General features: G+C 60.0%; 31 protein-coding genes and 2 tRNA genes. 22 read left to right on the top strand and 11 right to left on the bottom strand.

Annotated elements, in window-relative coordinates; genetic code table 11:
- Window positions 1-203 precede the first annotated feature (203 nt).
- The 5 genes from mscL to ASC97_RS00395 all read left to right on the top strand — a co-directional run bounded on the left by mscL (window position 204) and on the right by ASC97_RS00395 (window position 5513).
- Entirely contained in the window at window positions 204-638 is a 435-nt protein-coding gene (gene mscL / locus ASC97_RS00375; protein WP_057466384.1) for a large conductance mechanosensitive channel protein MscL, read from the top strand.
- Window positions 639-761: 123 nt separating this feature from the next.
- Complete coding sequence (locus tag ASC97_RS00380) at window positions 762-1928, top strand: pyridoxal phosphate-dependent aminotransferase (RefSeq protein WP_057466385.1); 1167 nt, start codon at window positions 762-764, stop codon at window positions 1926-1928.
- A 428-nt stretch (window positions 1929-2356) separates the two neighbouring features.
- The gene (locus ASC97_RS00385; RefSeq protein WP_057466386.1) at window positions 2357-3019 is read left to right on the top strand and encodes a ZinT family metal-binding protein; all 663 of its coding nucleotides are present in this window, start codon (window positions 2357-2359) and stop codon (window positions 3017-3019) included.
- A gap of 247 nt (window positions 3020-3266) precedes the next feature.
- Window positions 3267-4301: a UDP-glucose 4-epimerase GalE gene (galE, locus tag ASC97_RS00390; protein WP_057466387.1), complete on the top strand. Its 1035-nt coding sequence runs from the start codon at window positions 3267-3269 to the stop codon at window positions 4299-4301.
- Window positions 4302-4454: 153 nt separating this feature from the next.
- Window positions 4455-5513 carry an enoyl-CoA hydratase/isomerase family protein gene (locus ASC97_RS00395; RefSeq protein ID WP_057466388.1) on the top strand — a complete coding sequence of 353 codons (1059 nt, stop codon included), beginning with the start codon at window positions 4455-4457 and terminating at the stop codon, window positions 5511-5513.
- Window positions 5514-5646: 133 nt separating this feature from the next.
- Here ASC97_RS00395 and ASC97_RS00400 read toward each other — a convergent pair whose 3' ends face one another.
- The gene (locus ASC97_RS00400; RefSeq protein ID WP_443216720.1) at window positions 5647-5919 is read right to left on the bottom strand and encodes a hypothetical protein; all 273 of its coding nucleotides are present in this window, start codon (window positions 5917-5919) and stop codon (window positions 5647-5649) included.
- Between the two features lie 155 nt (window positions 5920-6074).
- On the opposite strand from ASC97_RS00400, the gene ASC97_RS00405 reads away from it, so the two are divergent.
- Together ASC97_RS00405 and ASC97_RS00410 are read left to right on the top strand one after the other, a co-directional pair.
- A complete protein-coding gene (locus ASC97_RS00405) occupies window positions 6075-6338 on the top strand; it encodes a BON domain-containing protein (RefSeq protein ID WP_057466390.1) in 264 nt (87 codons plus the stop codon).
- 176 nt (window positions 6339-6514) lie between these two features.
- On the top strand, window positions 6515-6775 hold the full coding sequence (locus ASC97_RS00410) for a hypothetical protein (protein ID WP_057466391.1): 261 nt from the start codon (window positions 6515-6517) through the stop codon (window positions 6773-6775).
- Between the two features lie 375 nt (window positions 6776-7150).
- Here the strand turns inward: ASC97_RS00410 and ASC97_RS00415 are convergent, their stop codons facing one another.
- From ASC97_RS00415 to ASC97_RS00445, 7 genes are all read right to left on the bottom strand, one after another.
- Window positions 7151-7393, bottom strand: coding sequence for a DUF982 domain-containing protein (locus tag ASC97_RS00415; RefSeq protein WP_057466392.1), 243 nt, complete (start codon window positions 7391-7393; stop codon window positions 7151-7153).
- 217 nt (window positions 7394-7610) lie between these two features.
- Window positions 7611-7886, bottom strand: a complete 276-nt coding sequence (locus ASC97_RS00420; RefSeq protein ID WP_057466393.1) for a hypothetical protein — start codon at window positions 7884-7886, stop codon at window positions 7611-7613.
- 119 nt (window positions 7887-8005) lie between these two features.
- Window positions 8006-8302, bottom strand: a complete 297-nt coding sequence (locus ASC97_RS00425) for a hypothetical protein (RefSeq protein ID WP_113001227.1) — start codon at window positions 8300-8302, stop codon at window positions 8006-8008.
- Window positions 8303-8335: 33 nt separating this feature from the next.
- A complete protein-coding gene (locus ASC97_RS00430; protein WP_057466953.1) occupies window positions 8336-8575 on the bottom strand; it encodes a hypothetical protein in 240 nt (79 codons plus the stop codon).
- Between the two features lie 89 nt (window positions 8576-8664).
- A complete protein-coding gene (locus tag ASC97_RS00435; protein WP_057466394.1) occupies window positions 8665-9162 on the bottom strand; it encodes a GNAT family N-acetyltransferase in 498 nt (165 codons plus the stop codon).
- A gap of 107 nt (window positions 9163-9269) precedes the next feature.
- The gene (locus ASC97_RS00440; protein WP_057466395.1) at window positions 9270-9647 is read right to left on the bottom strand and encodes a glyoxalase superfamily protein; all 378 of its coding nucleotides are present in this window, start codon (window positions 9645-9647) and stop codon (window positions 9270-9272) included.
- Between the two features lie 227 nt (window positions 9648-9874).
- A tRNA-Thr gene (locus tag ASC97_RS00445) sits at window positions 9875-9949 on the bottom strand.
- Between the two features lie 152 nt (window positions 9950-10101).
- Here ASC97_RS00445 and ASC97_RS00450 point away from each other — a divergent pair.
- The 12 genes from ASC97_RS00450 (at window position 10102) to ASC97_RS00505 (ending at window position 16810) form a co-directional block, all read left to right on the top strand.
- Window positions 10102-10296, top strand: coding sequence for a hypothetical protein (locus ASC97_RS00450; RefSeq protein WP_057466396.1), 195 nt, complete (start codon window positions 10102-10104; stop codon window positions 10294-10296).
- Window positions 10297-10400: 104 nt separating this feature from the next.
- Window positions 10401-11693 (top strand): UDP-N-acetylglucosamine 1-carboxyvinyltransferase, encoded by a 1293-nt coding sequence (gene murA / locus ASC97_RS00455; protein ID WP_057466397.1) that lies wholly within the window; start codon window positions 10401-10403, stop codon window positions 11691-11693.
- A gap of 127 nt (window positions 11694-11820) precedes the next feature.
- Window positions 11821-12258 carry a DUF2948 family protein gene (locus ASC97_RS00460; RefSeq protein WP_057466398.1) on the top strand — a complete coding sequence of 146 codons (438 nt, stop codon included), beginning with the start codon at window positions 11821-11823 and terminating at the stop codon, window positions 12256-12258.
- Window positions 12259-12294: 36 nt separating this feature from the next.
- Window positions 12295-13593, top strand: a complete 1299-nt coding sequence (gene hisD / locus ASC97_RS00465; RefSeq protein WP_057466399.1) for a histidinol dehydrogenase — start codon at window positions 12295-12297, stop codon at window positions 13591-13593.
- A 3-nt stretch (window positions 13594-13596) separates the two neighbouring features.
- Window positions 13597-14070 (top strand): UPF0262 family protein, encoded by a 474-nt coding sequence (locus ASC97_RS00470; protein WP_057466400.1) that lies wholly within the window; start codon window positions 13597-13599, stop codon window positions 14068-14070.
- Complete coding sequence (locus ASC97_RS00475; protein ID WP_443216721.1) at window positions 14067-14552, top strand: arsenate-mycothiol transferase ArsC; 486 nt, start codon at window positions 14067-14069, stop codon at window positions 14550-14552. The genes ASC97_RS00470 and ASC97_RS00475 overlap by 4 nt, the downstream gene beginning before the upstream one ends.
- A 118-nt stretch (window positions 14553-14670) precedes the next feature.
- Complete coding sequence (gene infA / locus ASC97_RS00480) at window positions 14671-14889, top strand: translation initiation factor IF-1 (RefSeq protein WP_003545338.1); 219 nt, start codon at window positions 14671-14673, stop codon at window positions 14887-14889.
- A gap of 54 nt (window positions 14890-14943) precedes the next feature.
- On the top strand, window positions 14944-15564 hold the full coding sequence (locus ASC97_RS00485; protein ID WP_057466402.1) for a Maf-like protein: 621 nt from the start codon (window positions 14944-14946) through the stop codon (window positions 15562-15564).
- A 33-nt stretch (window positions 15565-15597) separates the two neighbouring features.
- Entirely contained in the window at window positions 15598-15807 is a 210-nt protein-coding gene (gene yacG, locus ASC97_RS00490) for a DNA gyrase inhibitor YacG (RefSeq protein ID WP_057466403.1), read from the top strand.
- A gap of 181 nt (window positions 15808-15988) precedes the next feature.
- Window positions 15989-16064, top strand: a tRNA-Phe gene (locus tag ASC97_RS00495).
- Between the two features lie 118 nt (window positions 16065-16182).
- Entirely contained in the window at window positions 16183-16443 is a 261-nt protein-coding gene (locus ASC97_RS00500) for a hypothetical protein (protein WP_057466404.1), read from the top strand.
- 133 nt (window positions 16444-16576) lie between these two features.
- A complete protein-coding gene (locus ASC97_RS00505; RefSeq protein WP_057466405.1) occupies window positions 16577-16810 on the top strand; it encodes a hypothetical protein in 234 nt (77 codons plus the stop codon).
- A gap of 3 nt (window positions 16811-16813) precedes the next feature.
- Here the strand turns inward: ASC97_RS00505 and ASC97_RS00510 are convergent, their stop codons facing one another.
- On the bottom strand, window positions 16814-17059 hold the full coding sequence (locus ASC97_RS00510) for a hypothetical protein (protein WP_057466954.1): 246 nt from the start codon (window positions 17057-17059) through the stop codon (window positions 16814-16816).
- 199 nt (window positions 17060-17258) lie between these two features.
- On the opposite strand from ASC97_RS00510, the gene ASC97_RS00515 reads away from it, so the two are divergent.
- The gene (locus tag ASC97_RS00515; protein WP_057466406.1) at window positions 17259-17663 is read left to right on the top strand and encodes a hypothetical protein; all 405 of its coding nucleotides are present in this window, start codon (window positions 17259-17261) and stop codon (window positions 17661-17663) included.
- Window positions 17664-17734: 71 nt separating this feature from the next.
- On the opposite strand, the gene ASC97_RS00520 is transcribed toward ASC97_RS00515, so the two are convergent.
- Window positions 17735-17941: a hypothetical protein gene (locus tag ASC97_RS00520; RefSeq protein ID WP_057466407.1), complete on the bottom strand. Its 207-nt coding sequence runs from the start codon at window positions 17939-17941 to the stop codon at window positions 17735-17737.
- A gap of 271 nt (window positions 17942-18212) precedes the next feature.
- On the opposite strand from ASC97_RS00520, the gene ASC97_RS00525 reads away from it, so the two are divergent.
- Together ASC97_RS00525 and ASC97_RS00530 are read left to right on the top strand one after the other, a co-directional pair.
- Window positions 18213-18641 (top strand): OsmC family protein, encoded by a 429-nt coding sequence (locus tag ASC97_RS00525; protein WP_057466408.1) that lies wholly within the window; start codon window positions 18213-18215, stop codon window positions 18639-18641.
- A gap of 156 nt (window positions 18642-18797) precedes the next feature.
- The gene (locus ASC97_RS00530) at window positions 18798-19694 is read left to right on the top strand and encodes a DMT family transporter (RefSeq protein ID WP_057466409.1); all 897 of its coding nucleotides are present in this window, start codon (window positions 18798-18800) and stop codon (window positions 19692-19694) included.
- Window positions 19695-19700: 6 nt separating this feature from the next.
- Here the strand turns inward: ASC97_RS00530 and ASC97_RS00535 are convergent, their stop codons facing one another.
- Window positions 19701-20723 carry a polysaccharide pyruvyl transferase family protein gene (locus ASC97_RS00535; protein WP_057466410.1) on the bottom strand — a complete coding sequence of 341 codons (1023 nt, stop codon included), beginning with the start codon at window positions 20721-20723 and terminating at the stop codon, window positions 19701-19703.
- Window positions 20724-20755: the final 32 nt, after the last annotated feature.

The following is a 20755-nucleotide window of genomic DNA, read 5'->3' on the forward strand; positions in this document are numbered from 1 at the left end:
GGCACCTGCGCGGCAGCTCTCCGGACGGTTTGAAGACTACGGCAATTGCAGCACTTTGGAAATTGGCCGGCATCTAGGCCTTAAGTCAAAGAGACGCGAGATAGGCGAAAATCTGTAATTTGCAATTGAATAATTGCATCGAAGATGTAGCTAATAAAAACAATGGCCTGTCAGCAGGATTGCATCAGAGGGAGACAGATCGGATGCTCAACGAGTTCAAAGCGTTTATTGCCCGCGGCAATGTCATGGACCTTGCCGTCGGTGTGATCATCGGCGGTGCCTTCGGCGGAATCGTCAGGTCCCTGGTCGACGACATCATCATGCCGATCGTCGGTGCCATCTTCGGCGGCTTTGACTTTTCGAACTATTTCATCGGTCTGTCGTCCAACGTCAATGCGCCGACCCTGGCGGCTGCCCGCCAGCAGGGTGCGGTCCTCGCCTACGGCAGCTTCATCACAGTCCTGATCAACTTCATGATCCTTGCCTGGATCATCTTCCTGATGGTCAAGGGCGTAAACACCCTTCAGAAGCAGGTGGAAAAGCAAAAGAAGGCTGCTCCGGAAGAGGTTGCAACGCCGGCGGACGTCGCTCTTCTCACGGAAATTCGCGATCTGCTGGCCAAGCGCCCTGCAGTCTGATCGATATGATGAGCCCGGCTGGCGTGGCCGGGCTCATCCATCACGGAAATCGCTGTTGCATCACCGATTGTCATGGGATTTGGCCTCATATTTGATTTATGAAGGCGAAAACCGGAGTGATGCATGTCGATCGTGAATAGCCTCAGCCCGCGCGCCGTGTCTGCGCCTGAAAGCGGGATCGTCGAAGTCGTCAATTATGCCCGCGGCCGCGAAGGTCTCCTGCCTCTTTGGGTAGGTGAGGGCGATCTGCCTAGCCCCGATTTCGTCAACAGGGCGGCGATGGACGCGCTGGCTGCCGGCGAAACGTTCTATACCTACCAGCGGGGCATTCCCGAACTTCGCCAGGCACTGTCGCACTACTACACGCGACATTTCGGAGTCAGCCTGCCGGTCGATCACTTCTTCGTCACGGGATCGGGCATGCAGGCGATTCAGATTGCCGTGCAGGCGATGACCTCGCCCGGCGACGAACTCGTGTATCTGACGCCGGCATGGCCCAACATCGCCGCTGCACTCGAGATCGCAGGCGCACGCTCGGTCGGCGTGCAGCTGGAGTTCGAGGGCGGCAAGTGGGCGATCGATCTCGAACGTGTCGAAGCGGCGATCACGCCGAAGACCAGGGCTCTGTTCATCAACACGCCATCCAACCCGACGGGCTGGACCGCGACGAAACAGGATCTTGCCGCCATTCTCGCGCTGGCCCGCAAGCACGATGTCTGGATCATGGCGGACGAGATCTATGCCCGCTACTATTATCCCGGCGGCCGTGCGCCCTCGTTCCTCGATGTGACGGATGCCGAGGACAAGGTGATGTTCGTCAATTCATTCTCGAAGAACTGGTCGATGACCGGTTGGCGCGTCGGCTGGATCGTGGCGCCGCCGCAGACCGGCCAGGTGCTTGAAAACCTCATCCAGTATTCGACGTCGGGCGTTGCCCAATTCATGCAGAAGGGCGCGGTTGCGGCGCTGAACGACGGCGACGCCTTCGTTCAGGCCAACATCGACAAGGCACGGCGCTCTCGCGACATTCTCTGCGATGCTCTGATCGCAACGAACCGCGTCGAGACCCTCAAGCCGGATGGTGCGCTCTATGCGTTCCTGAAGATCGACGGCGTGACCGACAGCCGCAAGGCAGCAATCGACATCGTCGACAAGACAGGTGTCGGTCTTGCCCCCGGGGCGGCATTCGGCCCCGGTGGCGACCTGTTTCTGCGCGCTTGTTTCCTGCGCGATCCGGCGCAGATCAAGATCGCCGCAGATCGGCTTTGCGACTACGTCCTCAAGCTTTAGACGCGAGCTTTCAGGGGTCTGCCCCTCTGGAGCGAATATGGAAGACTGGAGCTACAGTTTTCCAGGGTCGCGCCGAAGGAACATCCATAGGCATGCCCGACTGACGCCTTGCGCCGAGAGGGAATGCCCCGTGCGTTGGGTGTCTCGCCGAAGATCGGGTAGGACATGACCTGCTCTCCGAGCCGATCGACCGGCGCCACCGTTTTCCAACCGACATGATTGCTCGCGCCGTCTGGCTTTATGACGGTCTCCGCTCGGATCGAGGCGCCTTTGGAAGCAGTCAAAGGTCACCTGATCGCGCGGTGCGAAACATCACATCACCTAACTCTTGCGCCAGTTGCGAAAGCAGGTTATTTGGCGTGTGTAACGTTATTACATAACAAAAATCCAGCACGATTCGGGTCGGAAAATCGAAAGGAATTCAGGGAATGAACAAGGTGATCAGAACACTTGGCTATGCACTGTCCGTGTGCTCCGCGCTGGTATTTGCGGAAGCGGCAGGCGCGCAGACGTCATCCGGGCACAATCGAGCCCACAGCCATTCCCATGATAAAAAGGGATCCGTAACTGACGGGTATTTCGACGATGAGCAGGTAAAGGCGCGCCTTCTGTCGGACTGGGAAGGTAGTTGGCAATCCGTCTATCCTTATCTTGTCGACGGAACGCTGAACCCGGTCATGGCGGACAAGGCAAAGCACGGTGACAAGGGCGCCGCAGAATATCGCGCCTATTATGACACGGGATATAAGACCGACGTAGACCGCATCCTCATCAAGGGAATGAAGGTCACGTTTTTCCGCGGCAAAGAGGCGGTGAACGGCAACTACGAAGCTGATGGCTACGAAATCCTGACCTACAAGAAGGGCAATCGGGGTGTCCGTTTCATCTTCAGGAAGGCTGCCGGCGATGAAGCGGCCCCGCAGTTCATCCAGTTCAGCGACCACATCGTCGCCCCCGAAAAGGCGGACCACTACCACCTCTACTGGGGTAATGACCGCGCCGCGCTCCTGAACGAGGTTAGCAATTGGCCGACCTACTACCCTTCGGACCTGAACGGAATGCAGATCGTCGAAGAGATGCTGGCCCATTGATCGAACCAAACGACGGCCCGAGATGTTTGGCGTGGTGCCCTCCCTGCAGGTTCGGAACGTCAAGTACCGGGCGGAATTTTCCGCCCGGAATGACGCGTCGGTAAAATTGTACCGAAGTGCGAAACCGGCATCTAACCACGTTTCCAAACATACCGGGCCGGAGTCCTTCGGACCGGCCCCCGATAAGAAATTCAGAAAGGAAAACACCGTCACATGTCCCCGTGAGATGACGGGGGAATGCGGGCATATGGCAATTTTGGTCACTGGCGGAGCCGGCTATGTCGGTAGCCACATGGTGTGGACGCTGCTCGATGCCGGCGAGGATGTCGTCGTTCTGGATCGTCTTTCCACCGGCTTTCGATGGTCCGTCGCGCCTCGCGCGCGCTTCTACCTTGGCGACGTCGCCGACGCGGACGTGCTGAAGACCGTTTTCATCGAAAACGACATCGAGGCCATCATCCACTTTGCCGGTTCGGCCGTCGTGCCGGCCTCGGTTTCCGATCCGCTTTCCTACTACGACAACAATTCCGGAAAGACGCGCGCGCTGATGAGCGCGGCCATCGATGCCGGCATCCGTCACTTCGTCTTTTCGTCGACGGCCGCCGTTTACGGGCCGCAGAAGACCTCCGATCCGGTCAGGGAAGATGCGTCGCTCAATCCGGAAAACCCCTACGGCCAGTCGAAGCTGATGACCGAGTTCATGCTCCGCGACGCCGCTGCCGCCTATGACTTCAATTATGTGGCGTTGCGATACTTCAATGTGGCCGGCGCCGACCCCGAAGGCCGTACCGGGCAATCGACCTCGGGTGCCACGCATCTGATCAAGGTTGCCTGCGAGGCAGCGCTGGGCAAGCGTGACAGCGTCAACGTCTACGGAATAGACTATCCGACGCCAGACGGTACCGGCGTGCGCGATTACATCCATGTCACCGATCTTGCCGCGGCGCACCTGAGAGCCTTGCAGCATCTGCGCCAGGGGCGCGGGTCGCTGGTTGCAAACTGCGGATACGGCACCGGCTACTCCGTGCTCGATGTGCTCAACATGGTGACCCGACTGCATGGGCATTCGTTCAAGATACACATGGCGCCGAGGCGTCCCGGCGATACCGCGAGCGTCGTCGCCGATGCGACACTGGCGCACCGCCTGCTCGATTGGGCACCGAAGCACGATTCCCTTGAGACGATCGTTCGCAGTGCGCTTGATTGGGAGCTGTTCCTGATGAACCGGAATGTCGAGGACCTGCAGAGTATTCATCGCGTGTTGGCAGCAGCGTCTTTCTGACCCTGCCGCCAATCATCAATCGCGCGAAAAGCCGCCCTTCACCGGGATGCGGTGGCTTCCTCCAGCGGCGGCCATCGACTATACGGACGAACGCGATAAGTTCTTGGGCAAGGAATCGTCACGACCGACGACAAACGCAACAAGGAGACGGAAATGCACGACAAAGTCGACGACGTGATATTGGAGCGTCGCGGCTCTGCCGGCATTGTTCGCCTGAACCGGCCGCGGGCGTTGAACAGTTTGACGCTGGGCATGGTCCAGTCGATCGCGGAAGCACTGGATCGATTCTCCACGGATGCAGACGTTGCGACGGTCGTTATGGCAGGCGAGGGTGAGCGGGCTTTCTGTGCCGGCGGCGATATTCGCGCGCTGCATGAAAGCGGCCGTGACGGCACCCCGGCCGCGGAGAATTTCTGGCGCGAGGAATTCCGTCTCAACCACCGCATTGCGACTTATCCGAAGCCCTATGTCGTGCTTATGGACGGGATCACGATGGGCGGTGGCGTCGGGTTGTCGTCCCATGGCCGCCATCGCGTTGTGACGGAACGCACCAGATTTGCCATGCCTGAAACGGGCATCGGCTATTTCCCCGATGTTGGCGCAACCTGGCTGTTGCCACGCGCTCCCGGCGAAATAGGTGCCTGGATAGGATTGACGGGCCTGGAAGTAGGAGCAGCCGATGTCATCTACGCCGGCCTCGCCGATGCCTATATGTCTGCTTTTCAGCTGCCGGAACTGGTGGATACGCTTGCCGGGCTTTCGCGCGGAGCAAGTCACCGCGACGTCGACGCCGTCCTGATCAATCTCTCCAGCGATCCGGGGAAAGGGCCGCTCGGGAAGAACCGCGACATGATTCAGCGTACGTTTCGGTCCAGCAATGTCGGCGAGATACTCGCGGCTCTTCATGGCGAAGGCTCGGAGTTTGCCCTCGAGACGCTGCGTGCCCTGCAAACGCGCTCACCAACCAGCCTGACGCTGGCATTGCGGCTGTTGCGCGAGGGCAAGCAGAGCAGAAGTTTGGGCGAGTGCCTGCGCCGGGAGTTCGGCGCCTGCCTGCAGATCCTGAAGAGTGCCGATTTTTACGAGGGCATCAGGGCGGCCGTCATCGACAAGGACCGCAATCCGAAATGGATGCCTGCGACGCTCGAGGCGGTCGATCAGTCCTCGATCGATGCCTATTTCCAGCAGCCCGAACCACCGCTCGCCCTTTAGAGCAATTCCAGCAAAGGTTCGTAGCGGTTTTGCGTCCGGAAATTGGGCAAAAACAAAAAGATAGAGCGTTCTCGCGATTCGAAGAAACGCGGAATTGATCTAGCCGGCGATTTCCGCAGCCCGTCTGGCGGACCTACAGCGGGAAGTCTGGAATGACCTCGCGTCGGGTGAGCTTCAGGGTCCGGTCCGGCTGCAGAACGTAGGTCTCCAGCACCTTGGTTCCGCTCGAATTGTAGAATGAGTTTTTGATGACGCTGCCCGGCGGAGACTTGGTCAGCTTGGTGCGCGGCTGCCCGCCGTAGGTGATGCTGCCGGGAATGGGGTGGACCTCGGAATCGACAGTCGTGCAGCCCGCAAGAAATACGGCTCCCAGAACCGCCGATATCAAGGCTTTCATCGTGACCATCCAAACCACATCGGTTGTTTATATGGCGCGATGCGAGTCATGGGCCAATAGGGCGCGACTGACCGAAGAAAAATATCGCAACTATAAAGCAGTCCACTGCAACGAAATCGAAGCCCGAAGCGTTAGGAAGTATAGAAATACGCTCGGAGGCGAAAATGGTGCTGCGATTCCAGACGTCGGACGATCATGGTGATTGCTGCGGCATCGGTCATAGTCTGGCGTCGACACGGGCTTCGGTGGAAAGCGCGTTGAGCGCGGCGCCGGATCTCGATTCCACCGAGATTACCGTCACCATCCTTGGTTCCTATGTCGTGCTGGAAGGCTTCGTCCGCGCCCGGGACGATATAGCGCGCGCCACCGATATCGCGGAGGACGTGGTGGGAAAGGGCCATGTTCAGGCCAGGATGCTGCGTCGATGAGCCCGTTCGCAGAGGCTGGCCGGGTGCGGACATAAGGTCCCCTACGTCAGTCCGGTGACGCGCCTACTCCCTACCCAGACCTTGAGCTACCCAAACTATGCGAAAGAGGTAACGGGCAGGCGGAACTAAACTTGGTATATATTAGTTATCACTTAAAATAAGAACGGGAGAAGGGAATGAACCGCTTTCTTCGAATTGGAATGCCAGCTTTCGCCCTGGCCACTGGAGCGTTTGCCCTGCCTGCTTCGGCTTCGCTGGAGTTCACCAGCAATTATTCCGCACTCTCGCATGACGATGTCGCGTTGGCGGAATATGCTGGTGCCGTCTCCTGTGTACCGCCGGGTGCGCACTACGTTCCCTCGTTTATCCGCACACTCGACGGCACAATTATCGGCGTCGGTTACGTGGAAGTGGAAAGTGCGGCATCGGGCTGTTGAGGTCTGTTCAGATATCGTTCACCATGTGGTCGCTCCGACATGCGCCGGATTTGTCCGCGGCTGGCCGGGGAGGCCAGGGTCCCACAACGCCTTGGCACCGGTAAGTATTTGGTTCTCTAAGGAATCCGACGAGGCTCGTCTGCTTGTTTCGAAGCAGAGGGTGACGAGCCTCTGACCATCATCATGATGGCTGACGATGTTCTATTGAGGTGCAGGCTTGCATGACAATGTCTTTTTTCCAGGCCCCACGACAAGCTCCGGCGAGGGTTAAGCAAAAATAAACTATCGCGTTGTTTTGATACAGTTCAGACGAAAACGGCGGGTCAGCACAAGCTGCCAACCAGGAAAGCTGCGGGACGGCCGATCCGATTGCGCTCAATGGACGCGGAGTTTTGCTTCCTCGGCGGCGGCCACGAACTCGGCGCGCGCTTCTTCAAGGCTTTTGCGGCCGTCAAGAGCTGCGCGGCAGGTGCTTCTCGCCTTTAGATACTGCAGGCCCCGCACGCTGGGCCAAAGTTCGGTCAGGCACGTCAGCGCATCGAACGGACCTAGAACCGTGCGAGCCTCGGCGGTTTCAAAGCCCACATGGATCGGATCATTCCATTTTTCGCTGGCCATCGGCGCACTCCTCCATTGTTTACGCCAAAAACTTGCATAGCGCTCCGATCGCTCCCCCGCGAACAGTGCAAGTGTATTTTAGCTATAATTTAGAAACCCGCAAACGGGAAAAGCGCCGAGCATCCGAAGGTGGGAGTGGGGGGGAATCGGGCTCCTTGCGCCTGACCCGGCCCCGGATCGCGTCCGGGCCGGATCAGGTGCGCAAGCGATGGGGTCGTCAATCGCATACGCGGGTCGTTTTCGTTACGACGCGGCCGTGACTCTGGTATCTGATGGTCTTGGTGCGGCAATCGTACCGCACAGGATGGCGGCGGTCCCAGGCACGCGGATGGGCTCTGTCGGGATAGCCGTAAATCGGGCGGCGGTTATCATGACGATATCTGTCGTAGCCGGGGTTCCCCACGGTAACGGTGAAGCTTTCGGCAAAGGATGGCATCGCCGTCGCTGTCAGCGATGAAATGGCGACGATGGCGGCGGTAATCAGCTTTCTCATGCAAAGTCTCCGTTCGTTAGCCCCGATACAACGCCCCCGAGAGGCGATTGTTTCAAAGCTACACCGCGCCGAATGAACGGGGCCTGTTGGCGCCGTTCATGCCGCAGTCATTTCGAGGGCTATGAACGGACGCATTGATATTGAACGTTTTCTGTCTGTTGACCGTTGCGCGGCAGCCCTGAGGCCTGCTGGATGAATCTCTCGAAACTGGGCACCCATCCGCGGGTCATGCCGCGGCTCATCGTGCCTTCTGCAAGTGCGAGTTGCTGTCGCAGATACCGGATGTCTTCAAGCAGGGTGGCAATCGTGGCCCGCGGGTCGTCGTCGTGCCAGGCGAGCGCTGCTTCGATTTGCCGGCTGAGCACGTCGTCCGGTTCGCCCTGCTGCGAGCGCACGGAATTTTCCTCTGCAGGCATGGCAGCACCTTCCGGAAGCAATGGGATCGGATGTCAGGCCGGGTTGAGATCGGCGATTTCACCGTGTTGGGCAAGCAGGCGCGGGGAAGTCATGTCGCCGCTTTCCTCGTCGACCATGACCGCATAGGCAGCAACACCGACGAAGCGAGCCGCCATCGACAGCGCGATCTTCTCCGCACTGACCGCATTCGACGCCTGCCGCATCTCGCCGGGAACGATATTCCCGCGGTTCTTCTTGTAGGGCAAGATGATGAACTTTTCAGACATCGACATGGTATTCATCCTAATTTGTTCACACTATGTTCCCCTTATCGGACGAAGTCAATGCCCGCGACGGCATCCTTGCTTTCAGCGCGGGCCGCTTATGGGATGATTTTTTCCATTCGGAAGTTCGTCAACGTCCGGCCGCGTTTTTCCACCGTTTGCCGGACGAGAACAGCGAACCCCCTGCGTTCGAAGAAAGGCCTGGCCGTCAGGCTCGCTTCGGTAAAGACGCGGCTCAGGCCCCGTGCCGTCGCTGCCGCTTCGACCGTTGCCAGCAGGAGGCTGGCCGCACCGATGCCCTGATAATCCGGATGCACAAACATCATGTCCAAATGACCGTCGGGCTCCAGGTCGGAAAAACCGACGGCCACCCCATTGCGCTCGGCGATCCAGGTCGGCCTGCTCGATCTGCGCTGTGCCCATTCCTCCCTGTCGTCCACCTGAGCCCAGGCATCGACCTCGGCCTGACTATAGTCCTTCGAGGCAACCTCGCGGATCGCCCGGAGAAAGATGTCTATCGTCGCCTCGCAATCCGCCGGGACGTATGGCCGGACGACAATCGGGCAAATCGAAACGCTGAGGTCACCGCCATTCATCGCCTGTTTTCTCCTCGCCGGGACGATATGCGGTCGAGAACGACGTGCTTCCGAGGCAATCGGCGAACCCGGCCTGATTGGTATCCTGCCGGGCCCGCAGGCAGTACTTAGATCACTTGCCCAACATCGATGCGGTTCCCATCCGGGTCTTCGAAGACGAATGCGCGCAGGCCATAGTCCTTGTCCTGAAGGCTCTTGATGATCCGCATCCCGCTTTGTTTGCAACGCGCATGAAGAGCATCGACGTCGTCCACCAGCAGGTGAGCAACGTTGAAATCTGCCGCCTTGTGATTTTTTTGCAGAGTCAGATGCAATTCGCCGGCGTCACGCTTCAAGATCATAAAGCCGACGGGGTTCCCGTTTTCGAACGTTTTCTGGAATCCGAGAACGTTCACGTAGAAATCATAGGCCTTGCTCATGTCCTTGACGGGAAGCATGGCGGCAATTCGTCCGAAACGGACACCGTGATCAGCGATCTCATTCATCGCACAATCTCCATCTGAGAAGACGCAGGCGCATCTCAGACGGTGCTGTCGATGCGAAGCGCTTCAGTGTTCAACAAGAAGGACGGTGCCAACGACGATTGCTCTATCCGGAAATCGGGGACACCGCAATTGCCTGCGGCGTAGAGCTGACGGTCATGCGGCGGTTCAAAATACCGCCAGCACCACGGGGTGCTCTTACGTTCGGCTGTCGTGACGTTGAGGAAAACTGGTGCTGCCGAGTGGGATTGAACCACCGACCTCACCCTTACCAAGGGTGTGCTCTACCACTGAGCTACGGCAGCGAGGACCAGACGCGCAACCGAACCGGCTGCATTGCGTGAACGGGGGGGCTATTGCCACAGCTTCATGGCAAGCGCAAGCCGCAATTTCCATCTTCGCATAGAATAAGACGATGGCGCTTTTGAATCCACGCAAATTCGGGTAAGCCTGCGGCATGAACGAAGACACTGAAAAAGCGCAGACAACGCGCAAAGCCGAGATCGAGCGCCAGGCGAAACTGCGCCGCGACCGGGCTGCCGAAAAACTTCGGGAAAATCTCTCGCGCCGCAAACAACAGACGCGTGCACGCCGATCCGGCCAGGCGGACGAGACAAATGGGCTGCCTGCCGCAAAAATGGACGAATCGTAATGTTCGGTCCCCGACGAATTGAAGCATTCTCTAAATTCGTCTAAACACCCGCATCCTTTTAAAAGACAGCCTTTCAGAAAGGCGGGCCTCGCCCGTAAGAGCACATGGATCGTATTAGAATTGTCGGCGGTAATGAGCTGAATGGCATCATTCCGATTTCCGGTGCCAAGAATGCCGCCCTGCCGCTGATGATCGCCTCGCTGCTCACCAGCGATACGCTGACGCTCGAGAACGTGCCGCACCTGGCCGACGTCGAGCTGTTGATGCGCATTCTCGGCAATCATGGCGTCGACGTGGCGGTCAACGGCCGCCGCGAACGCCAGGACGATGCGTACTCGCGCACCATCCACTTCACCTGCCGCACCATCGTCGATACCACCGCTCCCTACGAGCTGGTGTCGAAGATGCGCGCCTCCTTCTGGGTCATCGGCCCGCTGCTCGCGCGGGAAGGCCAGTGCCGGGTCTCGCTGCCGGGCGGCTGCGCCATCGGAACGCGCCCCGTCGATCTGTTCCTCGACGGCCTTGCGGCACTCGGCGCCACCCTCGAAATCGACAGCGGTTATATCAACGCCACCGCGCCGAAGGGCGGTCTGATCGGCGCGCGCTATACCTTCCCGAAGATTTCCGTTGGCGCCACGCACGTCATGTTGATGGCGGCAACGCTTGCCCGCGGCACCACGGTGATCGGCAATGCCGCCCGCGAGCCTGAGGTCGTCGATCTCGCCAACTGCCTGATCGCCATGGGCGCCAAGATTTCTGGTGCCGGCACGAGCACGATCACCATCGAAGGCGTCACGTCGCTGTCCGGCGCCCGCCACCGCGTTCTGCCGGACCGCATCGAGACCGGCACCTACGCCATGGCCGTCGCCATGGCCGGCGGCGACGTCACGCTGGAGAACACCGATGTGGCGCTGCTCGACACGGCGCTGGAGACGCTTCGCCGCGCCGGTGCCGAGATTTCGCCGACCAACAACGGCATGCGCGTTCGCCGCAACGGCGCCGGCATCCGCCCGGTCGATATCGTCACCGACCCCTTCCCGGGTTTTCCGACCGATCTGCAGGCGCAGTTCATGGCACTGATGACACGGTCGTCAGGCATTTCGCACGTCACCGAAACGATCTTTGAAAACCGTTTCATGCACGTGCAGGAACTCGCCCGGCTGGGCGCGAAGATCTCGCTCTCCGGTCAGACGGCCAAGATCGAAGGCGTATCGCGCCTGAAAGGCGCGCCTGTGATGGCGACGGATTTGCGTGCTTCGGTATCGCTCGTCATTGCCGGCCTTGCGGCCGAGGGCGAGACGATGGTGTCTCGCGTCTACCACCTCGATCGTGGATTCGAACGCCTGGAAGAGAAGCTTACCCGTTGCGGCGCGATCGTCGAACGCGTCAGCGAATAAGCAAAGGCCGCGCATCCCCGGGTATGCACGGCATATCCCGGTTGCGCATTGCGCCGGCGCGCCTTATGTCCGTTGTCTGACGGCATCGCCACCCCGGCGATGCCTTGGCAAATGGGGTGCTGCCTGTATGACCGACCTGAAGCTTGTTGCGCTTGATAGCGAAGATCTTGCCGTCGTTTCAGCACACATGCAGGATAGTGTCTTCAAGGTCGCGGATATCGCGTGGTCGCCGCGCGATGCGCAGTTTTCCATCGCGGCCAATCGTTTCGTTTGGGAAGAGGCCGGCAAGAAGCGCAAGGGCTTCGAGCGCCGCCGGACCGCGCTCGCCTTCAAGCGCGTGCTGGCCGTGCGTTCCTCCGGCATCGACCGCAAGAACCGCGACGACGTCCTGTCCCTGCTCGCCGTCAGCTTCGAGCCGAAGGGCGAGGGACCGGAAGGCACCGTCGAACTCGCGCTTGCGGGCGCTGCGACCATCGTGCTGGATGTCGAGTGCATCGAAGTTCAGCTTGCGGATATCGGTGGCGCGTGGGAAACCGCCTCCAAGCCGCGCCATCCCGGCGCCTAGTCCCGGTTAATCGAGTACGCAAGAGGAGTATCGGCGTTGGCAATCTGGCTGGATCAGGCATCGGAAGGTTTCGAACAGCGTTTCGCGGCTTTCCTGACCACCAAGCGCGAAGTGTCCGAAGACGTGAACGCCGTCGTTCGCACCATCATCGATGACGTGCGCGCCCGCGGCGATGTAGCCCTGGCCGAGTATTCGAAGAAGTTCGAGGGGATCGATTTCGCCGTGACGCCGATGCGCGTTACCGAGGCCGAGATCGACGCGGCCGTCGAAGCCGTCCCAGCCGAAGTCCTCGGCGCGCTCAAGGTGGCCGCCGTCCGCATTGAATCGCATCACCGCCGCCAGCTGCCGAAGGACGATATCTACGAAGACGACCTGGGTGTCGGCCTCGGCTCGCGCTGGACCGCGATCGAGGCGGTCGGCCTCTACGTGCCGGGCGGCACCGCGAGCTATCCAAGCTCGGTGCTGATGAATGCCGTTCCGGCCAAGGTCGCAGGCGTCGATCGCATCGTCATCGTGGTTCCGGCGGCAGGCGGCCAGGTCAACCCTGCGGTGCTTGCTGCTGCAAAGCTTGCCGGCGTGACGGAAATCTATCGCGTCGGCGGTGCCCAGGCCGTGGCGGCACTTGCTTATGGCACGGAGACGATCGCGCCGGTCGCCAAGATCACCGGCCCCGGAAATGCCTACGTGGCCGCCGCCAAGCGCCACGTCTTCGGAACTGTCGGCATCGACATGATCGCAGGCCCCTCGGAGGTGCTTGTGATCGCCGACAAGGACAACAATCCGGACTGGATCGCGGCCGATCTCCTGGCCCAGGCTGAACATGACGCAAGCGCGCAGGCGATCCTCGCCACCGACGATGCGGAGTTCGCCAAGTCGGTAGAAGCGGCGGTCGAACGCCAGATGAAGACGCTGAACCGCGCCGAGACGGCAGCGGCGAGCTGGCGCGATTTCGGCGCGATCATCCTCGTGAAAAACCTGAAGGACGCTATTCCGCTCGCCAACCGCATTGCGCCCGAGCATCTGGAACTTGCCGTCGCCGATCCGGATGCGCTGCTTGACGGCATCCGCAACGCCGGTGCGATCTTCATCGGCGCACATACGCCCGAGGTCATCGGGGACTATGTCGGCGGGTCGAACCACATATTGCCGACGGCGCGTTCGGCGCGGTTCTCGTCGGGCCTCTCGGTGCTCGACTTCGTCAAGCGCACGTCGATCCTGCGCCTTGGACCGGAGCAGCTTCGCACGCTGGGTCCGGCGGCTATTGCGCTTGCCGTTTCCGAAGGTCTCGACGCACATGCGCGATCGGTTGCGATCCGCCTCAATCTGGAGAGGTAAGGCATGGCGACGGGCGACTTCCGGCTTTGCGACGTCGTCCTGGACGACACCATCGGCCGATCGACGCCCGATGTCGAGCATGAGCGCGCCGTCGCCATCTTCGATCTCGTCGAGGAAAACAGTTTCACGCCGATCGGCCACGCCGGCGGCCCCTACCGGCTGAACATTTCGCTGGTCGACGCCAAGCTGGTCTTTTCCATCGCGACGGAGGTCGGCGATGCCGTTGCCACGCACATTCTGTCGCTGACCCCATTCCGACGCATCGTGAAGGATTACTTCATGATCTGCGAAAGCTACTACGAGGCGATCCGGTCAGCTTCGCCGAGCCGCATCGAGGCGATCGACATGGGCCGGCGCGGTATTCACAACGAGGGTTCGCAGACACTGAAGGATCGCCTGAACGGCAAGATCGATGTCGATTTCGATACCGCCCGCAGGCTCTTCACGCTGGTCTGCGTGCTCTACTGGCGTGGATGAGAACGATGGAAGACGCGGGAAGCAAAAGCGGGGAGGCAAGGCCGGGCGCTATCCTCTTCATGTGCGGCATGAATGCCATTCGCTCCCCGATGGCCGAGGCGATTGCCCGTAGCCTTTTGCCCGGGAATACCTATATACGTTCGGCAGGCGTCCGCGCCGGCGAGCGGGATCCGTTTGTCGATGTGGTGCTGGAGGAAATAGGTCTTTCGCTGGGGCGCCATCATCCGCACACGCTGGAAGAGCTAGAAGACGACTATTTCGATCTCATCATCACCCTGTCTCCGCAGGCCCACCACGCCGCACTCGAACTCACACGCTCGAGCGCCGTTGAAGTGGTCTACTGGCCGACCATGGATCCGACGGTCGCGCAAGGCACGCGGGATCAGATTCTGCACAGCTATCGCGAGGTTCGAAACTCTCTCAGCGATCACATAGAGAGCCGGCTCCTCAAGAGAAACGGTATCGCCGCACAATCGGCGTGAAACAAATAACGGAAACGCGATCAATGAGGTTCACAAACCTCCCCTGATTGTGTAGTTTCCGCGCAAATTTTGAGGCGGCCGCTGCCGTCATCTCAACCGACAGGAAGAAAACCCTTATATGCCTAAAGAAGAAGTCCTAGAATTTCCGGGTATCGTCACCGAACTTCTGCCGAATGCGACGTTTCGCGTAAAGCTCGAAAACGAACACGAGATCATCGCCCACACTGCCGGTCGCATGCGCAAGAACCGCATCCGCGTTCTGGCGGGCGACAAGGTCCTCGTGGAAATGACGCCTTACGACCTGACGAAGGGCCGCATCACCTATCGTTTCAAGTAGGCTTGGCCCGAAGGCCCGCAAGGCTTTCGCTCCGTCTGCCCCGGCCGAGGTTCCATGGCGCTCAAATACAAGCTCATTCTGGCTTCCGGTTCGCCCCGCCGCGTTGATCTGCTCAACCAGGCAGGGATCGAACCGTCGCGCCTGATGCCGATGGATATCGACGAGATCCCGAAGAAGTCGGAGCATCCACGTTCGCTCGCACGCCGGCTCTCCACCGAGAAGGCGGAGGCGGCCCTGGCGGCCATCAAGGGCGATATGACGTGGAAGGGCAGCTACATCCTTGCCGCCGACACCGTCGTCGCCGTCGGCCGGCGCATCCTCGGCAAGGCGGAGTTCGCCGACGAGGCATCCGCCTCGCTCCACCTGCTCTCCGGCCGCAGCCATTGGGTCTACACCGGGGTCTGCCTGGTGACGCCGGACCGCAAGGTTCGCCAGAAGATCGTCGAAACCAAGGTGCGCTTCAAGCGCCTTTCGGGGTTCGAGATCGAGAACTATCTGGCCTCGGGCCAGTGGCGGGGAAAGGCCGGCGCCTACGGTATCCAGGGGCTGGCCGGCACTTTCGTGCAGAAAATGGTGGGTTCCTACACCAATGTCGTGGGGTTGCCACTTTATGAGACCATTTTGCTTCTGACCGGCGAGGGCTTCGATGTCCACAGCCGGTGGCCCGAGGGCTGAGGCCGACGGGCGAGAAATCCCGAAGGACGGACGATGTTTGACGAAAAGAAGACCGGCGCCAAAGTCGAGCCGCTGCGCAAGACGCGGCCTTGCCCGGAATGCAGCAAGCCCTCGCACCGCGAGCATTATCCCTTCTGCTCCAATCGCTGCCGCGAGGTCGATCTTTCGCGCTGGTTGACGGGCTCCTACGCCATCCCCGTCGCCGACGATGAGACGAAGGCACAGTACCCGGACGATGACTGAGCAATCTTATCCACAGGGAAGCCATTCATTTTGCTCGTGAATCTGGAAAATTCCGTGCGCTGTCAAAAAACTCTCATTTGACGCTTGCCATGGCCGAACAAGATGCTATAACCCCGCTCGCTTCCGGGGTGAACCAAGCCCCTGCAGTTCTTCCCAGCGAGAACTGTGACGAAGTCGGTTAGCCCAGATAGCTCAGTTGGTAGAGCAGCGGATTGAAAATCCGCGTGTCCGTGGTTCAAATCCGCGTCTGGGCACCACTCCTAACGCCTTCATCCAGTCCGGTTGTTTTGCTGTTTTGTCGAATATTGAGTTGTCGATGAAATGGAGCGCACGCGAGCGTTCCTCCTCCGGATGCCTAGCAAAGAGCGAGATGACATGCCCAAGAAGGAAAAGCTCGAACATTCCGAATTTGCCGGTGAATTCACCGACGACGACGTGACTGTTCTCGTCGATATATTCCGACCTTCGGGAACCAACGGCGACTGGACGATGCAGGTCATCACGCAGGACGAGGACCTGATCGAGTGGGAAGAACCCTTCGCGACCGACCGGGAAGCCTTCGACGAATTTCTTGCGACTGTCGAGCGCGACGGCATCAGGACATTTCTCGATGACGCGGACCCATCCGTCCACTGAGCATGCCTGTCGGCGGGCTATGTCGCAATTGCGCAACTATATGTCGTATATGAGAACTCTCGAAAATAATCCGAAACTAAAGTGGGCCGCACCGAAAGAATAGTGCGCGTAAATCGCGCCGGGAACAGCACACATGAAGGCGTCGGAATACAGAGCCGCACTTGCGGTCCTAGGGCTGACTGCGTCTGCCGTAGAGAAGCTGTTTGGGGTCGATCAGTTGACAAGCCGCCGATGGGCCTCTGGTGAGCAGGATGTGCCGCGCGCCGTCGCGCTGTGCCTGCTTCTGATGGCCTCGCACAATACGTCGGTCATCCAGGCCCAGATCCTTGCAGACGGGGTTGATACGCGCTTCGCCAGGTCCGCCTGAAGGTTAGGCCGCAGCCGTTTGCGCCATCTTCCGCATGTCGCGTAGGCTTCCTGTGTCGTCGTTGGCCGCCAGCATCTGCAAGCGGTCTTCCGCGAGGCAAAGGATCGCCTGGATGCTTTCCTGCTCGCTCCACCCCGCAGTGGTCGAGGCGGCGACAAAGTCCTGGAACGCAAACTGCATCGCGTCCCGACAGCGCACCTCCCGGTCCGGATCGTCGCCGGTGACAAACGGTCTGTAGATGTCTCTCATCTCATTCCTCCGCATATCGGCATAGGAACCACAATGGCCGTCAAAGTTTAAGAAAACGCTGATGAGGTTTCGTGCAGGTATTCTGGGGATGGCGAGCGAGATGCCCCCAGTATAGGTAGGGTAGAATACCATGTTTTCCGTTCTCAAAATTGCGGGACGATGATAATGCTGGCGATCAGAAAAACGGAGGGGAATTCCAATGCCACGTATTGCGCAGCTATACTTCAAGACGGCAATCCTGTTCCTGATCGTCGGGATCGGAATGGGGTTGAACATGGCGATTTCGCAAGACCACAGCGTCATCGGCGCTCACGCGCACTGTAATCTCCTGGGCTGGGTGACGATGGCGATTTTCGGCGGCTATCACGCGCTCAATCCGCGCAAGGCCGAGCGCCGCCTCGCCATGATCCAGTACTATGTCTACACCGCCGGTGTCGTGCTGATGGTGCCGAGCCTGTACCTGATGCTGCTCGGCAATGCCGCGATGGAACCGATCGTTGCTATCTCGTCGATCATCACGTTCATCGGCGTGCTCCTGTTTGCCTTCATCGTCTTTTCGGGCGAGGAAGTGGCCGTGACGCCGTCGGCGCAGTCCTACCGATAAGCGCCTCCGAATAGTCGTATCCAAACGATGGCGCGGTGCTCTCCCCGGAGGCAGAGGACCGTCCGCCGTTGCTAGTGCACGACCTGAATGCGAATTTGCTCTTTCGCTGCATAGGAGTGGCAGTCGATGGCGGCGTCGCCGACGAATATCACGTCGCCGTCGGAATCGAAGAGGCCCCAGCAGGGTTCATCATCAACGTATACTTTCCTGACGTAGCCGAACGGTTCGGCTTCGAAACATACGTTGGGCGCAGCAGCAACAGTTTCAAGTTCTCGCATGGACAGCTCCGGTGAGTCACTTCTGTATTAGTGCATGCGCATATTGCCTGCTGAAGCTGACGCGGAGCTATCCCGAAAAATAGGGAGGGGAAACTGAGCTTGACGGTCAGCGATCCTGCGGCTTGCGAATCGCTGGATGAAAGCGGGGGGCAGTGGTTGGCAGCGGGGATCGCCAGAAATCCACGACGCAGCGAAGGCGTGATCGACTGCGTTGCGCGCAGCCGACGAAGTCCCTATCTAGGGCAGAAATTCATCGTTGAAGGATTGTCCCATGGCCGATTTGAAGGCTCGTCCCCGTCCCGTTGGCGCAACCGCCGTTCTTGGCCGCACCGGCTTCCCCCATGTCACGTCAGCCACCAAGGGCGAACTCGACATCGTCACGGGACCGTCGCAGCCTGGGTTCAACCCGCTGGACCTGCTGTATTCGTCGCTGTCCGCATGCCTCGTCCTCAGTGCCCGCATCGCCGCCAGTCAGCTCGGCGTACTCGACAGGATCACCGAGATCACTGCAGACGTGACGGGTGAGAAAGCAACCGAAGGGCTTTCCCGGGTGCAGAAGTTCAGCATCGTTTTTTCGATCAAGGGCGATCTCAATGAAGAAACGCGTCTGAAGATCGCGCATGCGGCAGAAGACGAGATTTGCACGGTGAGCAACACCATCCGCGGAAATCCGGAATTTTCGACCGTCATTTCGGGCTGATTGGTGCCTTCCTGCAGCAAGGCACGGCAATTTAGCCGTGCTTTGCGGATTTTGCCGGCTGCTGTCGTTCTGCGACTATTCTCGGCAGGTCGCATCTGTTAATCGGCTGCCGGAAGCCGCCATATGCAACAGAGGCGGTGCAGGAAGCATCGGAACATGTCGCAGGTCTCGTCTGCCGTTACCCAGCCCGCTCCGGCCAATCGATTGGCCCTGGCTGCCCTCGTTCTGGGCGGCGCGGCAATAGGCGGTTCGCCGATCTTCGTGCGCCTTTCGGACGTGGGGCCGATGGCCACTGCCTTCTGGCGCGTGGCATTGGCACTGATCCCGATTTTCATCTTCTCTCTCGTCAAGGGCAATGACACAGGCCCGAAGCCGCAGAAGCTGTCTGACTACGGCATGCTGATCCTGCCGGGCGTCATTCTCGCCATGGACCTTGCTTCATGGCATCTCTCCATCACGATGACATCGGTTGCCAACGCGACGCTGCTTGCAAATCTGGCACCCGTCTTCGTCATGGTGATCGGACTTCTGTTCTTCCACGCCACCGTGACGCGCGTCTTCCTGGCCGGGTTGGCGCTGGCGCTTGCGGGTGTGGTCATCCTCAAGGGCGGGCCTGCCGCTCTCGGCAATGGCGACCTGCGGGGCGACGGTATCGCCATCGTCGCGGCGCTGTTCTACGCGGGCTATATTCTTGCAATCGGCAGACTGCGCAGCCGATTCGATACCATCCGTATCATGCTCTGGAGCACCGCATCGGCTGCCGTCTGCCTGTTGCCGCTGGCGTTTTTCATCGAAGGCAACATGTTGCCGGCAACGGCGCACGGATGGGCCATGGTTTTCGGGCTGGCTTTCGTCAGCCACGCAGGTGGCCAGGTGGCGATCACCTACGCGCTGGCCTATCTACCGGCGGCCTTCTCGTCACTGACGCTCCTTTTGCAGCCGGTCGTGGCTGCGATCCTCGCCTGGGTTCTGCTGAGCGAGCCGATCGGGCCGATGCAGGCGGTCGGCGGCATGGTGGTGCTCGCCGGAATTTTGGTGGCCCGGCGAGGCTGATCGGGTTCAGGCGACCACGGCCTGCCCGACCCGGCGTGCGTCGAGAATAGCCAACGCATCGTCGACAGTCGGGGCAAGGGCCGCCCTGTCGCTGTTGCATGTGCCCCAAGCCTCGATGAAGCTGCTGGTCTTGCCGTAGCTGTTGTCGAGCACGCAATGATCGGCACCGATGAGCACGGACATGATGTGTCCATGCATACGGTCGGTGATGACCTGGCGTGCCGAACTCAGGAGCGCCACGCCGCGATCGAAGCGCTGCTGCGCCCGTTCGCGATAGGCAAGCTCGGTCATCCGTGCACGACCGCCGATGCGGCCGGTCATCAGACCCTTGAGGATGGCGGCATGCTTCGTCTGCCGCTGGAAGTCTGCCGGGTCGTCCGTCCAGTCGGACTTCACCGTACCTGGACGGATCGTCGCCGCTGTCAGATCCTGTGCCGCGCCGACCTCCACATCGTCGCGAAGGTTGAGCAAAAGCTCGTGCTGCGGCGCGGGGCGGTTCACGGGGCCGATGCAGAAGGCCATGTCGGGGCACATGCGCACCTCGCACTGGAACCACAGCCGGGCAAATTCGAAGCTCTTCTTGTCGCGCACGAGCAGTGTGAAGTTGCCGTGCTTTTCGATCGCGCGCGCCATGCTGTCGATGTTTTCCTGTGCGCGGAACTGGATCGTCTGCGGCATCTGCACGATGGGCCGGCCGGGATACTGGCCAAGCAGGTATTCACGGAAATTGCTGTAGTGCGGCCAGACGTCCCCGAAGTTCCCTCCGCCGTTGATGAAGATGCGCCCATGGCCGATCGCCGCATCCATGCGCTCGCCGTCGAATGTCGACATCTCGCTGACATAGGACGGCCGCGCGCGTTGACGTTCGAAATAGGCAAGGGCGCCGAGCCAGATGGCGCTGTCGCCGATGTTGGTGTGGTTGGGGAAGTTCAGGAGCGCGAAAGGCTCGGACGGATCGAAGAGATCCGCATGGCAATTGGTGATCAGGCCCTGAAGGCGGTTGATCGTCATGTTGTTCGATTCAGGCATGGAAGGCTCCTTGTGTCACTGACAAGAGGTCT

Source organism: Rhizobium sp. Root1203 (assembly GCF_001424945.1).
Taxonomy (GTDB): domain Bacteria; phylum Pseudomonadota; class Alphaproteobacteria; order Rhizobiales; family Rhizobiaceae; genus Rhizobium.

What these genes read in the sequence shown, in the direction of transcription:
- mscL (WP_057466384.1), top strand. Translation starts at nt 204, where the DNA reads ATGCTCAACGAGTTCAAAGCGTTTATTGCCCGCGGCAATGTCATGGAC.
- ASC97_RS00380 (WP_057466385.1), top strand. Translation starts at nt 762, where the DNA reads ATGTCGATCGTGAATAGCCTCAGCCCGCGCGCCGTGTCTGCGCCTGAA.
- ASC97_RS00385 (WP_057466386.1), top strand. Translation starts at nt 2,357, where the DNA reads ATGAACAAGGTGATCAGAACACTTGGCTATGCACTGTCCGTGTGCTCC.
- galE (WP_057466387.1), top strand. Translation starts at nt 3,267, where the DNA reads ATGGCAATTTTGGTCACTGGCGGAGCCGGCTATGTCGGTAGCCACATG.
- ASC97_RS00395 (WP_057466388.1), top strand. Translation starts at nt 4,455, where the DNA reads ATGCACGACAAAGTCGACGACGTGATATTGGAGCGTCGCGGCTCTGCC.
- ASC97_RS00400 (WP_443216720.1), bottom strand. Translation starts at nt 5,919, where the DNA reads ATGGTCACGATGAAAGCCTTGATATCGGCGGTTCTGGGAGCCGTATTT.
- ASC97_RS00405 (WP_057466390.1), top strand. Translation starts at nt 6,075, where the DNA reads ATGGTGCTGCGATTCCAGACGTCGGACGATCATGGTGATTGCTGCGGC.
- ASC97_RS00410 (WP_057466391.1), top strand. Translation starts at nt 6,515, where the DNA reads ATGAACCGCTTTCTTCGAATTGGAATGCCAGCTTTCGCCCTGGCCACT.
- ASC97_RS00415 (WP_057466392.1), bottom strand. Translation starts at nt 7,393, where the DNA reads ATGGCCAGCGAAAAATGGAATGATCCGATCCATGTGGGCTTTGAAACC.
- ASC97_RS00420 (WP_057466393.1), bottom strand. Translation starts at nt 7,886, where the DNA reads ATGAGAAAGCTGATTACCGCCGCCATCGTCGCCATTTCATCGCTGACA.
- ASC97_RS00425 (WP_113001227.1), bottom strand. Translation starts at nt 8,302, where the DNA reads ATGCCTGCAGAGGAAAATTCCGTGCGCTCGCAGCAGGGCGAACCGGAC.
- ASC97_RS00430 (WP_057466953.1), bottom strand. Translation starts at nt 8,575, where the DNA reads ATGTCGATGTCTGAAAAGTTCATCATCTTGCCCTACAAGAAGAACCGC.
- ASC97_RS00435 (WP_057466394.1), bottom strand. Translation starts at nt 9,162, where the DNA reads ATGAATGGCGGTGACCTCAGCGTTTCGATTTGCCCGATTGTCGTCCGG.
- ASC97_RS00440 (WP_057466395.1), bottom strand. Translation starts at nt 9,647, where the DNA reads ATGAATGAGATCGCTGATCACGGTGTCCGTTTCGGACGAATTGCCGCC.
- ASC97_RS00450 (WP_057466396.1), top strand. Translation starts at nt 10,102, where the DNA reads ATGAACGAAGACACTGAAAAAGCGCAGACAACGCGCAAAGCCGAGATC.
- murA (WP_057466397.1), top strand. Translation starts at nt 10,401, where the DNA reads ATGGATCGTATTAGAATTGTCGGCGGTAATGAGCTGAATGGCATCATT.
- ASC97_RS00460 (WP_057466398.1), top strand. Translation starts at nt 11,821, where the DNA reads ATGACCGACCTGAAGCTTGTTGCGCTTGATAGCGAAGATCTTGCCGTC.
- ASC97_RS00470 (WP_057466400.1), top strand. Translation starts at nt 13,597, where the DNA reads ATGGCGACGGGCGACTTCCGGCTTTGCGACGTCGTCCTGGACGACACC.
- ASC97_RS00475 (WP_443216721.1), top strand. Translation starts at nt 14,067, where the DNA reads ATGAGAACGATGGAAGACGCGGGAAGCAAAAGCGGGGAGGCAAGGCCG.
- infA (WP_003545338.1), top strand. Translation starts at nt 14,671, where the DNA reads ATGCCTAAAGAAGAAGTCCTAGAATTTCCGGGTATCGTCACCGAACTT.
- ASC97_RS00485 (WP_057466402.1), top strand. Translation starts at nt 14,944, where the DNA reads ATGGCGCTCAAATACAAGCTCATTCTGGCTTCCGGTTCGCCCCGCCGC.
- yacG (WP_057466403.1), top strand. Translation starts at nt 15,598, where the DNA reads ATGTTTGACGAAAAGAAGACCGGCGCCAAAGTCGAGCCGCTGCGCAAG.
- ASC97_RS00500 (WP_057466404.1), top strand. Translation starts at nt 16,183, where the DNA reads ATGCCCAAGAAGGAAAAGCTCGAACATTCCGAATTTGCCGGTGAATTC.
- ASC97_RS00505 (WP_057466405.1), top strand. Translation starts at nt 16,577, where the DNA reads ATGAAGGCGTCGGAATACAGAGCCGCACTTGCGGTCCTAGGGCTGACT.
- ASC97_RS00510 (WP_057466954.1), bottom strand. Translation starts at nt 17,059, where the DNA reads ATGAGAGACATCTACAGACCGTTTGTCACCGGCGACGATCCGGACCGG.
- ASC97_RS00515 (WP_057466406.1), top strand. Translation starts at nt 17,259, where the DNA reads ATGCCACGTATTGCGCAGCTATACTTCAAGACGGCAATCCTGTTCCTG.
- ASC97_RS00520 (WP_057466407.1), bottom strand. Translation starts at nt 17,941, where the DNA reads ATGCGAGAACTTGAAACTGTTGCTGCTGCGCCCAACGTATGTTTCGAA.
- ASC97_RS00525 (WP_057466408.1), top strand. Translation starts at nt 18,213, where the DNA reads ATGGCCGATTTGAAGGCTCGTCCCCGTCCCGTTGGCGCAACCGCCGTT.
- ASC97_RS00530 (WP_057466409.1), top strand. Translation starts at nt 18,798, where the DNA reads ATGTCGCAGGTCTCGTCTGCCGTTACCCAGCCCGCTCCGGCCAATCGA.
- ASC97_RS00535 (WP_057466410.1), bottom strand. Translation starts at nt 20,723, where the DNA reads ATGCCTGAATCGAACAACATGACGATCAACCGCCTTCAGGGCCTGATC.